The sequence below is a fragment of the Paenibacillus sp. 19GGS1-52 genome (assembly GCF_022369515.1).
Taxonomy (GTDB): Bacteria; Bacillota; Bacilli; order Paenibacillales; family Paenibacillaceae; genus Paenibacillus_AQ.
The window spans coordinates 5,928,551-5,942,861 of the sequence record NZ_CP059724.1 but is presented as its reverse complement, the minus strand read 5'-3'; the positions used below and the strand labels follow the sequence as shown (position 1 = coordinate 5,942,861).

10 protein-coding genes and 1 riboswitch are annotated in these 14,311 nt (G+C 45.2%); of the genes, 8 read left to right on the top strand and 2 right to left on the bottom strand.

Annotated features, from left to right (window positions below; all coding sequences use genetic code 11):
- The first annotated feature begins 3 nt into the window (after positions 1–3).
- From H1230_RS27530 to H1230_RS27500, 7 genes are all read left to right on the top strand, one after another.
- Positions 4–1,344: a UDP-glucose dehydrogenase family protein gene (locus tag H1230_RS27530; protein ID WP_239712989.1), complete on the top strand. Its 1,341-nt coding sequence runs from the start codon at positions 4–6 to the stop codon at positions 1,342–1,344.
- 35 nt (positions 1,345–1,379) lie between these two features.
- A complete protein-coding gene (locus H1230_RS27525) occupies positions 1,380–2,753 on the top strand; it encodes a sugar phosphate nucleotidyltransferase (RefSeq protein WP_239712988.1) in 1,374 nt (457 codons plus the stop codon).
- A 135-nt stretch (positions 2,754–2,888) separates the two neighbouring features.
- A riboswitch (cyclic di-GMP riboswitch) is annotated at positions 2,889–2,968 on the top strand.
- Between the two features lie 6 nt (positions 2,969–2,974).
- Positions 2,975–5,308 (top strand): PA14 domain-containing protein, encoded by a 2,334-nt coding sequence (locus H1230_RS27520; protein ID WP_239712987.1) that lies wholly within the window; start codon positions 2,975–2,977, stop codon positions 5,306–5,308.
- A gap of 199 nt (positions 5,309–5,507) precedes the next feature.
- Positions 5,508–7,019 (top strand): glycosyl hydrolase, encoded by a 1,512-nt coding sequence (locus tag H1230_RS27515; protein WP_239712986.1) that lies wholly within the window; start codon positions 5,508–5,510, stop codon positions 7,017–7,019.
- Positions 7,020–7,072: 53 nt separating this feature from the next.
- Entirely contained in the window at positions 7,073–9,748 is a 2,676-nt protein-coding gene (locus H1230_RS27510) for a discoidin domain-containing protein (RefSeq protein ID WP_239712985.1), read from the top strand.
- 114 nt (positions 9,749–9,862) lie between these two features.
- Positions 9,863–11,341, top strand: a complete 1,479-nt coding sequence (locus tag H1230_RS27505; RefSeq protein ID WP_239712984.1) for a potassium/proton antiporter — start codon at positions 9,863–9,865, stop codon at positions 11,339–11,341.
- Between the two features lie 303 nt (positions 11,342–11,644).
- Positions 11,645–12,100: a Dps family protein gene (locus tag H1230_RS27500; protein WP_239712983.1), complete on the top strand. Its 456-nt coding sequence runs from the start codon at positions 11,645–11,647 to the stop codon at positions 12,098–12,100.
- 80 nt (positions 12,101–12,180) lie between these two features.
- Here the strand turns inward: H1230_RS27500 and H1230_RS27495 are convergent, their stop codons facing one another.
- Complete coding sequence (locus H1230_RS27495; RefSeq protein WP_239712982.1) at positions 12,181–12,885, bottom strand: AIM24 family protein; 705 nt, start codon at positions 12,883–12,885, stop codon at positions 12,181–12,183.
- 27 nt (positions 12,886–12,912) lie between these two features.
- On the bottom strand, positions 12,913–13,401 hold the full coding sequence (locus H1230_RS27490; protein WP_239712981.1) for a coiled-coil domain-containing protein: 489 nt from the start codon (positions 13,399–13,401) through the stop codon (positions 12,913–12,915).
- 148 nt (positions 13,402–13,549) lie between these two features.
- Here H1230_RS27490 and H1230_RS27485 point away from each other — a divergent pair, with 148 nt between their 5' ends.
- On the top strand, positions 13,550–14,236 hold the full coding sequence (locus H1230_RS27485; RefSeq protein ID WP_239712980.1) for a M50 family metallopeptidase: 687 nt from the start codon (positions 13,550–13,552) through the stop codon (positions 14,234–14,236).
- The last annotated feature ends 75 nt before the right edge of the window (positions 14,237–14,311 follow it).

Sequence of the window (14,311 nt, the reverse complement as noted above, 5' to 3'; positions counted from 1 at the left end):
TGTATGAAGCTGGCAGTAATCGGCACCGGCTATGTCGGTCTTGTATCAGGCGTATGCTTTACGCTTAACGGAAATCATGTCGTCTGTGTGGATAAGGATGAAGAGAAGATCAACAAGCTGAACCGGATGGAATCTCCCATCTATGAGCCGGGAATCGAGGCGCTGATTGAAATGAATCTCCGGGAGGGAAGGTTATCCTTCTCCGCAGATTTGCACAAATCAGTGGGTCGTTCTGATATCGTCATCCTTGCTGTAGGTACGCCCTCCCTGCCTAACGGAGAAGCTGATTTGCAATATATCGAAGGGGCTGCAGCGGAAATCGCGCAAGCGATGGAAGGCTACAAAATCATCATGACCAAATCGACCGTTCCGGTAGGAACGAACGAGAAGATTCGCAAGATCATTGCTGAACATACCCTTCATCCTTTCGATGTTGTCTCAGCCCCTGAGTTTCTGCGTGAAGGCTCAGCGATCCAGGATACTCTGCATCCTGACCGAATCATTATCGGAATCGATAATCCGAAGCTAGAAGAGGTAATGAGGGAGCTTCATAAGGGATTCACAGAAAATGTATTTGTGACTGATATCCGCAGTGCGGAAATGATCAAATATGCATCGAATGCCTTCTTGGCAACGAAAATATCGTTTATCAATGAGATTGCTAATATATGCGAAAAAGTGGGAGCTGATGTGACCGAGGTGGCTCAAGGTATGGGTATGGACCGAAGAATCGGCTCATCCTTCTTGCAGGCCGGCATCGGTTACGGAGGCTCCTGTTTTCCGAAAGATACCAATGCGCTCATCCAAATCGCCGGCAACGTTGATTACGAGTTTAAATTGTTAGAATCCGTAGTCGAGGTGAACAAAGGGCAGCGGTTTATGATTATCTCGAAGCTTCACGAATCTCTGGGTGACCTGCGTGGAGCAGTTATCGGAATTTGGGGCTTGGCATTCAAGCCGAATACCGATGATGTCCGTGAAGCGCCTGCACGTGAGATCGTCGAGGCACTGGTAGCGGAAGGAGCTACAGTTAAGCTGTATGATCCGATTGCCGCTGATAATTTCAGAAAGCAATATGATCATCCACAACTCCGCTGGTGCGGCCTGCCAGAAGAAGCAGCGGAAGGCAGTGACGCTGTTTGTCTGCTGACCGATTGGGCGATATTCAAAGACATTGACCTGCGTCAGTTGGCGAAAGTTATGCGTCGGCAGATTCTGATAGACGGCCGCAACGTCTACTCCAAGCAGCAGATTGAAGGTACTGGGCTTGTGTATCACTCGGTTGGACGTCCGCAAATGGGTGGTCTCAGCGGGTACTCACCCAGTATAGCCGGTACAGTTTAAACCTGTAACACATAAATAATAAGGAGGGTTCACTTATGAAACTAGTACTATTATCAGGTGGTTCAGGTAAACGGTTATGGCCTTTGTCCAACGATTCACGTTCGAAACAGTTTCTGAAGGTACTTGAAAGCCCACTGGGTGAACCGGAATCCATGGTACAACGGGTATGGAGACAACTTCAGGAGACTGGCATGGCGGATTCCTCTTATCTAGCCACAGGCCGCAGCCAAGTGGAGATGATTCAGAGCCAACTTGGATATGATGTGCCTATCATCGTCGAACCGGAACGCCGCGATACCTTTCCGGCAATTGCGTTGACAGCCACCTATCTGTATTCAGTAGTGGGGGTTTCCCCAGATGAGACTGTAGCAATCCTACCTGTTGATCCTTATGTGGAAGCATCTTTTTTTGATACGGTAGCCCAGCTTGAGCGTACGATGCAGGAAAGTGGTGCAAATCTGGCGTTGATGGGTGTGGTTCCTGAGCATGCTTCGGAGAAATACGGTTATATCATTCCTACCACTGAAGCAGCGGGTGAAAGTGGATATTTGCGAGTAAGTCATTTTCAGGAGAAACCGGAACGAAAGCAGGCCGAAGAGCTCATAAGTCGCAACGCCTTGTGGAACTGCGGCGTGTTTGCCTTCCGTTTAGGATATTTACTGGATATTTTGCAGCATAAAGGGCTGCCTCTGAATTATGAAGACTTGCAGAAGCAGTATAAATTATTGTCCTCAATCAGCTTTGATTATGAAGTGGTGGAAAAAGAAAAGAATATTGTTGTACAGCCGTATGACGGCTTCTGGAAGGATCTTGGTACATGGAATACATTGACCGAGGAAATGAGCAGCAATCATGTTGGCAAAGGTTTCATTACTGCAGATTCTGAAGGGACCTGCTTGATTAACGAACTCGACATTCCAATCACGGTCATTGGTGCAAAGGATTTAATTATCGCAGCCAGCCCTGATGGAATATTGGTCACGCATAAGGCAGAGAGTCCGCGAATCAAGGAAGTACTGAAAGCTTTTGAACAAAGACCAATGTATGAGGAACGCCGTTGGGGTCATTACAAAGTTATTGACTATGTGAAGTATGAAGAGGGCAATGAAGTGCTGACCAAGCGGATCTTTATATCTGAAGGCAAAAACATTAGTTATCAGTTGCATCGCAAACGTAGTGAGATCTGGACTATTATCAGCGGCGAAGCGAGCATCGTGCTGAATGAGAAAATGCATAACGTTAAGGCAGGCGATGTGGTGCGTATTCCCGAGGGGACTAAGCATGCTATTCTGGCATTGACGGATGTTGAATTTATTGAGGTACAGACCGGCTCTGAGCTGGTTGAGGAAGATAACATTCGTATTACATTGGACTGGAAAGATATCGAGCTACAACAGTTCATTTCATAGGCCTAAACTATCTATTTAACCGAATATGACAGAGTCAAAACGGGTAGAAAGACTCAATTTTAAGAATATTTTGTAAATGCACTAAACAAAAAAAAAAAAGAGTCGATACATACGGTAAGAAGGAAAATTCCTTCAAAACGATAAAGGCAAACCTATCGAAAGATAGGGACGCAAAGCTAAAGGGCCTTCGCAAGAGTGGCAGCCTGGCTACCGAAAGGAAGATGAATTTGAAAGCTCATCGTATGTATCGACAGTTCTGCATGTTCCTGTCACTAATTCTGTTTGTCATTGCTATTCCACTAGGAATGGGAATTGCACCATCTACTGCAGGAGCAGCTACAAGCTCCGGGACACCGGTTAACGCAGGCGCTTCACCTGAAGCAGTAAAGCTGCTTACTTACCTCAATTCAATTTCGGGGCAAGGGATTATCACGGGACAGCATGACTATCTGGAAAGTCCGGATGAAATCAGCAACAAATTAAAGGGGACCAGCGGGAAATACGCTGCTCTTCACGGCTATGAGCTTGGTGCAATTACTGGTCAAACAGAAGCTACCGTAGCTTCACAACGGAAGAACGTAGTTAACAGTGCTATCAACTGGAGTAAGAACGGCGGTATTGTCGCCATGACCTTTCACGAGAATCTACCGGGAACAACGTATGACTGGTCCAATGTTCAAAAGACGATTAGTCAGTCGGATTTCGACAAATACGTAACACCGGGAACGACGCAGTACAACAGTCTGATTGCCGATCTTGACAAAGTGGCAGTATCCTTGAAAAGCTTACGTGATGCTGGGGTTCCAGTACTCTGGAGACCCTACCATGAAATGAACGGAAATTGGTTCTGGTGGGGAAAGAAAAATAATTTCGCTGCACTCTGGAATATTATGTATGACCGTTTTGTTAACGTTCATCAATTAAACAACCTGTTATGGGTATGGAATCCTAATGCACCTAATGCTTGGGCAGATCCTTATGCCTTAACGTATCCAGGTGCCAATAAAGTTGACATTCTCGCAGCAGATATATATGACAATGACTATCAGCAAAAATATTATGACAGCTTGCTCAGTCTGGCTGCTGGCAAACCGATTGCTATCGGAGAGAATGGTCAAATGCCAAATACGACAAAGCTGCTGCAATCGCAGAATAAATGGGTATATATGATGAACTGGGGAAAATTGCTTTACGAGGATAACTCCACGGATACCATTAAAGCCTTCATGAATAACAGCTATACGATAACTCTGGATAAATATTTATCGGGGGTGATACCGTCCGTAACAGCAACGCCGACAGCGACACCGACGGCAACACCGACACCGACACCAACACCAACACCAACACCGACAGTAGCTCCTACGGCAACGTTTTCCTCGGGGGATCAGGCTCCTGCCTTGAATGGCTTGCATGGTGAATATTACAAGAACATGCTGCTTACAGGGACAGCGGCTCTAGTACGAAATGACGCTAATATCAACTTTAACTGGCGCCAGGCAGCACCGGTTACAGCACTCGGTATCGACAATTTCTCGATTCGTTGGACTGGGAAAATTAAGCCGCTCTATAGTGAAACTTATCAAATCTATACTGCATCGGATGACGGCATACGCGTCTGGGTAGATGGGAAGTCTGTCATAGATAGCTGGATTAAACAAAGTGGAACTGAACGTCAAGGAAGCATTGATCTCAAAGCTGGTCAACTATACGACATCAAAGTGGAATATTATGAGAATGCAGGAGATGCGCGGGTAAATCTGATGTGGCAAAGCCCAAGTCAGGTAAAAGGAACGGTACCTTCAAGTGCATTGTTCATTAATGCAAGTTCATCTGTTGCTAGTGCAGTATCGTCATCGTCGCTTGCAGCAACACCAACGGTAGCGCCGACGGTAACACCAACAGCAGCGCCAACACCAACAGCAGCGCCGACACCAACACCAACAGCAGCGCCGACACCAACACCAACAGCAGCGCCGACACCAACACCAACAGCAGCGCCGACACCAATGCCAACAGCAGCGCCGACACCAATGCCAACAGCAGCGCCGACGGCAACACCAACAGCAGCGCCGACACCAACGCCAACGGTTGCTAATGTTGTCGCACCGGCTGTGAATGGACTACAAGGTGAGTATTTTAGTAATATGCAATTATCAGGTAATCCAGTAATTGTACGCAAAGATGCTGCAATTGACTTCAACTGGCGTCTGCTCTCACCGGATGCAGCACTAGGCGTTGACTTCTTCTCTGTACGCTGGAGCGGTAAGATTAAACCCGTATACAGTGAAACTTATCAAATCTATACAACTTCAGATGATGGTATCCGTGTCTGGATCAACGGCAGCCTCGTTATTGACAGCTGGATGAAACAGAGCGGAACCGAGCGTCAGGGAAGCATAACCATGAATGCCGGACAGCTATATGATATTAAAGTTGAATATTACGAGAATCAGGGTGATGCAAGTGCACGTCTGATGTGGGGAAGTCCAAGTCAAGCGAAGGGAGTAGTTCCTTCAAGCGCCCTTTTCCTATCCTCGTCCATTCAGAACTAAGTAAGTAGCTGTATTCATTACTAAGGCTGATACAGGTTAAGCAGTTATAATAATTCCTTTCACTCGATGCTTAGTGGCCCTGCTTCTCAGCAGGGCTACTAAGCTATAGACTTCATTGGTCCGAAGTTGCTTGTCCAAAAAGCAGGGGAATCACCTTTGTGACCTGCGGCGGCTCTTGGCTACCAGAAGGAGGATTACTTTGAACACTTACCGTAAGTACCGGCTCTTGACCGCTATAATATCTATTATCATTATTTTATCTTTAATACCTTGGGGGGAAGCACGCAGCCTCCCTGTGGCCCGAGTAATCACAAACGAATCACCTGATACGCCAGCTAACCCATCAGCTTCTGGGGAAGCCAAAGATCTGCTCAGCTATCTGGTGAACCTTAGTGGTAAGGGAATGATTTCTGGACAGCATGACTATCTGGAAACTCCCGACGAATTTAACAATAAACTGAAGAATACCACTGGGCAATATGCAGTATTGCATGGTTATGAGTTAGGAGCTATTAACAACCAGCCCAAGAATACAATTGCCTCCCAGCGTCAAGCCGTGGTGGAGAGTGCGATCAAATGGAATAAAGGCGGCGGGATTGTAGCCATGACGTTCCATCAGAATCTACCAGGAACCTCTCCGGAATGGTCTAATGTTTCCATGAACTTGAGCCAGGTGAATTTTGATGCTTACGTTACACCCGGAACTCCTCAATATAAGAGATTGATTGCTGATCTTGATGAGATTGCTGTATATTTGGGAGAACTGCGAGATGCAGGAGTTCCGGTATTGTGGCGGCCCTATCATGAAATGAATGGCAACTGGTTCTGGTGGGGACAAAAGGACAATTTCTCTAAGCTATGGGACATTATGTACGATCGATTAGTGAACACGCACAAGCTGAATAATCTGCTGTGGGTCTGGAATCCAAATGCGCCTAATGAGTGGGCGGACCCTTATAAATCGTATTATCCAGGAGCAGACAAGGTGGATATTCTGGCAGCAGATATTTACAATAGCGATTTTAAACAGACTTACTATGAGAGTTTACTTGACCTTGCCGCAGGCAAACCAATAGGTATTGGTGAGAGCGGAGAACTACCAGACCCTTCCATACTATCCCAAACACAGAGTAAATGGGTTTACACCATGACATGGGGAAAGATGCTGACAGAAAATAACAACCTGCAGCAAATCAAAAGTTTCATGAATAATAACTACACAGTATCCAGAGATGAGTATGTCCGTACAAAAGGTACTAAGCACGAAAGCGCAGCGGTTGTCACCCGTAATGGTTTAACCGGCGAATATTATAATAACGCAGAGCTGGCTGGTGCTGCGCTACTAACCCGTAATGACAACATGATTAATTTTAATTGGCATGGAGGGTCACCGGCAGCAGTAATAAGCAAAGATTCTTTTTCCGTACGTTGGCAGGGCAAGATTAAGCCGATGTATAGTGAGAAATATAAGTTCTCCGTATCATCTGACGACGGTGTCCGTGTCTGGATCGGCAATAAGCTGATTATCGACAGCTGGAAGAAGCAGAGTGGTGTCACCCGTGAAGGAAGTATCTTACTGACCGCAGGAAATGTCTATGATATAAAGGTTGAATATTACGAAAATCGTGGCGACGCGAGCATTCGTCTAATGTGGGAAAGTCCGCTTCAGAAACAGACTATAGTTCCTCAAAATGCATTGTTTCTGCCCTGATGCATGAAGAAGCTTTAGGGTTAAACAATTCAGAAGAAAGTGGGGACAAAGGTATGAGAGCGAAGCGAAAAAAAAGAAATAAACCCTTACTAATCTTACTAAAGTTTGCAGCCTTGGCTGTCATGTTCCTGTTGTCTGTTTCTGTTTTTGGATCGGAAGGAACAAAGACTGATGAGGCCAATCTTGATATACCTGCTCTGTCAACAGCTAATAGTACGGAATTGCCGGTGGGTACTGTATTATGGAGACTTGGGCAACATGACGGATCAGCTCATGAGTTTGCTGCGGCAAGCTCCTCTAATGCCAAGAAGGTATTTAGTGTTGCATCGTCTGGAGTCAAGACAGCTGCTTTGTTGAGCATTCCATCTGGTCTTGACGGAGTGAATAATCCTGAGTTGAAGATTACGTACCAGCTTGATAAGATCCCAGCCAACGGGGTTTTATTTCGCGTAGGTATAATAGATGCTTACAAATCAGTTCCGCAAATGAGCGTCTTTTCTAACCAGCAGCTATCAGGAATTATTCAAATTGCTGGAGTATCAGGTACGGATAGCAAATATAGTTTTCGCAAAACCTATGAGCTTTACATTCCTAAAGAGCAGCTGAAGCTAGGGACCAATGAGCTAAAGCTGCGAACAACCCATAGTATTTATGCTTCCGATTCGGAAGATAAGTATACATGGTGGACTTGGGATGACCTTAGTTTGGAATCGCTGAATTCTCCAATTAAAGAACCTATTCATGGCAGCTATGCGCTGACAGGTACCATGGTGAACAACAAACAGTTTTATTTTGATGAAGGTGCGGTAACTCATTTGCCTTATATTATGAAATGGCTCGGTATAGCATACAGTGGCAATATTATGCGTACTAGCTGTGCCAGCGATGTAGGGCGTTCTTGCTCCAATATGGAGGACTATTACAAGGAATTGAAGGATTATAATATGCAGTCTGTCGCCCTGTATTTATACACCGGCGATATCAAGCTTAAGGCTGATGGTTCGTTGCCGGATGATGCGGTGAAGAAGCTGACTGATTATTTCCAACAGTACGGCACGTATTTTCAGTATTACGAAGTAGATAACGAGCCGGGCCTATTCAATCGATCCAAGGCCGTAAATTTGGCTGTGGCCGAGTGGCTGAATACGAAGGGCAAAGAAATTGCGCCGCATTTACAGACCGTTGCACCAGGATGGGCTTACTGGCCAAGTTACGATGAGAATTCCTGCGGACATCAGAATGGAACGGTGCGTGAGTGTGGCGACCCGGATGGATGGGAACGTGATCCGGAGCAACGTATGGAGCTAGAGAAAGTAACTGATTTAACTAACGGACATTCCTATGGGAGCTCCTATATTTTTAGCAATGGCGGTAGTTTTACGGAGAATCTAAAGACCTTTGGTGGAGCTACAAACGGACTCAGCAAAAAAATGCTGACTACCGAGTTCGGCACTTCTGATAGTCATGTGGATGACTACCAATATGGAGCTACCGAACGTACGGCAGCCGTATTCGACCGAATTATGCGTGGCCATATTGGTTATGCGGATATGTTTGTGCAGCATGCTGCTTTTTTTAAGAATTTTAGCTTATTCAAATACGGCTTTAATCTGGAGGAGCATGACCCGGCCAAAACGGAGATTTATTATACAAAAGAAAATGAGGATTCACGCGTTAGTATTATGAGGAGACTTAGTCTGGCTTATGCCACTCATGGTGCACCACTAAGCTATCAAATTACCAATAAGGCAGCTTTAGCTGATAAGTTAGTTTATGTACGCGCAGTGGATACCTCGACTTTAGAACCTCTTGCAGGCAGTGGAGCCACTTCGAACAAGATACTGGTTAATTTCGTTAATTTCGAGGAAACAACGCAGACTGTTACTGTAAATGTAACTATGCCTAAGAAAACAGTCTACGAGGGTGAACGTTTTGGTAATGGAGACACGTATGAAGCAGCAAGAAGTTATGTGACTGGGAAGATAGCAACGCCTGTGCTAACCTTTACAGAGACTTTAGCACCAGGGGAAGCTGTACAATATATTTTGGAGCCTTCATCTGAGATGAAGGCTTCTGCTCCGCAAGGCTTTAAAGCCACCGCAGTAAAAGGCTTATCTGTTGCGTTGAACTGGCTTGAAGCTCCTGGAGGCAACTATGAAGTGCTTCGGGCGGATGGTTCCGGAGGAGAGATGAAGGTTGTCGCTTCAAAGGTGCAGGAAACGCATTATACAGACCCCAATTTAAGTGAAGGTACGTTGTACACGTATGCAGTAAGAGTAAGCGGCTCAAAGGTGATGTCTTCGACCGTACAGATTACTGCTACCGGATTGGTACCTTTAGACCGTACCGACTGGAAGGTATCCTCCAATGTAAATATTGAGGCTTCTGATCCGTTTAGTGCCATTGATGGTGATCGGCGTACACGTTGGGATACTGGTGTACATCAGGTTCCTGGTGAGCAATATCAGATCGACTTAGGGAAGACACACAGCATTGAAGCCATAGATCTTGACAGCACATTATCATCTTATGATTACCCACGAGGGTATGAGGTATATGTCTCCGACGATGCTAAGAACTGGAGATTGATAACTTCCGGCAAAGGCAAGAAGGAAATTACAACGATTCATTTCCCTGCTGTGATGACTCAGTACATCAGGATTGTACAGACAGGCTCTGGTGGGAATTACTGGTCCATTCAGGAAATGCAGATCTATTCCAGAGAATAATTGAAGACGGCTTCGGTTCCACTCCTTAGGAGTAAGAATCGAAGCTGTTTTATTTTTAAAGGAATTGAATGAGGGTAATAATAATAATGTACAAGAAAGGCGTGAACCTAACTCATGACTCAACTTGCGGACAATGTTATTTTATTGCTGGCCGCACTGCTGCTCGTAGGCGTGCTCTCCACCAAATTTTCTACCCGTTTTGGCATGCCGGCTTTGGTTCTTTTTATTGCCGCAGGGATGGTATTAAGCCGTTTCATTTATTTTAATAATGCTTCTTTAACACAGATCATCGGAATTTTCGCGCTGGTTGTTATTCTGTTTGAGGGCGGAATGCAGACGAGCATAAAGGAAATTCGCCCCGTTATCCGGCCAGCCTTATCCTTATCCACAATAGGTGTCTTGCTCACGACCGCCATTGTAGGGGGATTCGCTAAGTTTGTGCTCGATGTGCCTTGGACAGAAAGCTTTTTGTTTGGAGCAATAGTGGGTTCAACGGACGCGGCGGCAGTCTTTTCAGTACTTGGTGGCAAAAACATTGATAAACGCCTAACCTCGACTCTTGAAGTAGAGTCTGGTAGTAATGATCCTATGGCGGTATTTTTAACCGTTTCATTAATCGAATGGATTCAGCATCCTGACACGGCTTTATGGAAGCTGTTTTTTTCCTTTGCGTGGGAAATGGGTATCGGATTATTGTTGGGTATATTGCTCGGCAAAGCGGCAGCATACATGATCAATAAAATCAATCTGGATTCCTCGGGTTTGTATCCGGTATTGGCGATCGGTTTTGCCGTGTTGACCTACGGTTTAGCAGCAACAGTACACAGCAGCGGTCTGCTTGCCGTTTATGTTATGGGCCTGACGCTGGGCAATACCGAGCTGATGTATCACCGTACCATTATGAATTTTAATCACGGCTTTGCCTGGATGATGCAGATTTTCATGTTCGTTTTGCTGGGCTTACTAGTGTTTCCGCAAGAACTAGCGAGTATTGCCTGGCAAGGACTGCTGCTATCTGTCATATTAATGGCTGTAGCCAGACCTATTGGGGTTTTTGTAAGTTTGTATTTTGCTAAATTCACGTTTCGTGAAAAAACACTGCTCTCCTGGGCGGGTCTTCGTGGAGCTGTTCCGATTGTACTAGCTACTTATCCATTGCTGGCGGGTCTCGCGAACGGGCGCTTATTCTTCAATGTTGTCTTCTTTGTGGTTCTAACCTCGGCTGTTATCCAGGGGACCACGATTTCACCTTTGGCTTCTCGGTTAAAGTTGGTCGGACAAGAGAATGAAACGCAGCCTTCTCTTATGGAGCTAGTGGCCTTGTGTAAGACAGACTCTGAATTTAATCATATCGAAATTAAGTCACATATGCTGATTGCCGGTATGCAGATCGCGGAGATAGGATTGCCAGACGATATTTTGTTCACGGCAATTATAAGAAATAGAAATATTGTGACCCCTCACGGAAGCACTATAATTATGACTGGTGATACTGTATATGTGCTCAATCCCAAAGCCAAGCGCGAAGAAATGAAAGCATTCTTCAGGAGCGCTAAAGGTAAAGTTGCAGAGGCGAATATCACCTCAATCTAAGTGACCGTTCGTGAATCAAGTCGCTACGGGTTCGGAGGGTTCTTACGCTCGCTGTTAGAGCCCAAATTCTTCTTGTGTAATCTTTCCTTCCATAGTGAGGTGAATTGTTACAATTTGGGTGCTTTTTGCAGAATGTGACGTTACTAACAGGTTATAAAATGAAAGAAAGCTATGCTAGAATTTGCAACAACCAAATTTTTGCAATAGATTGCAAAAAAAATAATTGTATGTTAAATTATATATAGATTTAGAATGAGTCTAAATATAATACAAAAACAAACTATTCTCCGGGAGGTTTTATTAATGAGTACACAATTGAAAAGCCAGACAGAACTGCAAGCTGCTTTGAATCGTCAAACAGCAAATTGGTCATTGCTCTACGTAAAGCTGCACCACTATCATTGGTATGTTAGCGGGTCACAGTTCTTCACGCTGCATGCAAAATTTGAAGAACTCTACAATGAAGCTACCGGCTATGTTGATGCATTGGCTGAGCGCTTACTGGCTATTGGGGGGCAACCAGCTTCTAGCATGACACAATATTTAGCTCTTTCCGAGCTTCAGGAAGCACGCGGTGGCGAAGATGCTAAGGTAATGGTGACTGAATTGGTTAAGGACTTTACTGCAGTTGCCGAGGAACTACAAGGTGTAATCACAGCTGCGGAAGAACTGAGAGATCAGCCGACTGCTGATCTGTTGATTGGCATTAGAAGTAGTGTTGAGAAGCATGTCTGGATGTTAAACGCCTTCCAAGGCTAAGAGAGAATTCGAAGCCATGCAGAAAAAAGCAAGTCGCCGATAAGGGGACTTGCTTTTTTTAGCGAAGATCAGCACAATAGCTATTTAATAAATACGCCCCCAAAGGGCAAGGCTTCACGTAAAAATCGCTTGATAATTCCATCATCGTTATTATCCCGTTCAAAGCGGCGACTCTGCCGGCCGGCCTGAAACAACACAGATCCATGCCCGGTCATTTTCCAATGATAACTCATATGCTGGCTAGCCAGATGGTTGCCGTACACAGTAAGTTCAAGCTGGGCATTCTCTGGATAAGCAACGACACTGCCGGCATCTATATATAGCGGCTCTAAGGGATCAAGCTCTGCTTCACACACAGTTCCCTCAGTCAGTATGCCGATAGTGCCATGGCCGGAGAATTTAACCTTGATAATATCTCTGGTGATTAACATATTCTTTATACTCAGCACCCGGGTCTGCATAGTAATACCTTTGCTATAGAAGAAAAGATGCTTGAAATCGTAGAGCAGATCGCTTTTTCCATCCATTTGTAGCGTCTTTATGCGATATCCCGGGGGAAGGGCTGCGACGAACCGGCAAGGACCAGACAGATCAGAACGGATCAGCTTACGCTTGCGGTACATCCCCTTTACATCCATGAACCTGTCTGCCCGTCCTGATGAGGGACCCTGATACGCTATAATCTGCTGTGGATGCAGTACATGAACCTCTTCATTCTCTCCTATTGTGAAGGCTACGGCTTGTCCACTGCCGCTATCTCCTTCATCCTGGATATCGACGTTCATACTCAATCCCCCTTGTTGTTCCGCCAATTACCGCAGCCGATCTCCTCTTCTAGAACGGTGCCGCATACCGAAACGAACCAACCGTGTCAGAATAAAATAACCTAATACAAGGCCTATTCCAGTAAAGACGGTCATCTTGATTTTGTGCAAATAATTTTCGCGTGCAACACGGTCATCCCTTAATTCATCTACCACCTTGGTCAACTGGAGGTTCTGTTCCTGCAAGGCGGCATTCTGAGTACGATACGTATCCATCTCTTTCAACGTTTCACCTAATTGATCTTGCGTATTCCCAAGCTCGTCTTTGGTCTGCTGCAGCTCTTCTGTTGTCTGCCGGTAACTTTCCTGTAATTGATTCACGTCACTTGGTAACTCCGAGAATTTTTGCAGTCCATTATATATATCATTGAAATAATTAGCGTGGGCGGCAGGAACCGGAAGGGCAGCAGATATTCCAAGCAGAAGCAGGGCCGAACCTAATAGTTTCATGAACTTTCGACAGCTACTTTCTTTCATTAATTTCACCACCTAGTATAGGCTTATATTACCCTTATTTTATCATAGCTTGACAGCGTCCGACAGCTTCTGGCACAAGACAATGTTCCTGATTAATTGAGCAGAGGGTTTGAAATGTCGTATACTTTGGACGGGAGGGGATGGTTTAATGAATAAATGGCTCAAAACCATATTATTTCTGGCCGGCTCAGCGCTTTTGACGAGATTTATTCCTTTTTCGTCCTTGTTTCGCAATCTGGATACGATGATTCATGAATTTGGTCATGCGCTGGTTACCTTGCTGCTTTCGGGTAAAGTTCTGCGCATAGAGCTGTACGCTAATCATAGCGGTGTGACGTATTCTGCGATTCAAGCTGGAGGAAAGGCGATATTAGTATCATTAGCTGGATATCCACTAGCTTCATTATTTTCACTGTTGCTATTCTATTTATATGCCAAAGGTCGACACCAATGGGGACTGGTACTGGCCACCGGAGTGGCGTTAATTATGCTGCTGTTATATGTGCGTGGTGGCTTCGGTGTTCTTTGGTTAAGTGGTTTTATTGTACTGAATGTTGCGATGCTGGTCTTCTGGAAAAAGGTTAGCAAATACTATTACCTCTTGCTGGCCTTTCTGACACTGGAAGAGTCTGTAACAGGAACTCTGTATTTGCTGTCTTTGTCGATAATATCACCAGATCGTGCTGGAGATGCTAGTAATCTTGCGAGACTTACACCGCTGCCAGCCGTAGTATGGACCCTATTGTTTTTCGGACTCTCTTTGTTATGCGCCAAGTGGGCACTGGGGTTCTTCTTCAAAGATGCTAAGGGCGAGGTCAGCAAAGTTAACAGCTAAGATAGCTGTCTGACTTTCGTCAAAATTAGACAAAATAATATTTTGCCCCAAGAGGCAGTCTACTTTTTTAGTAGG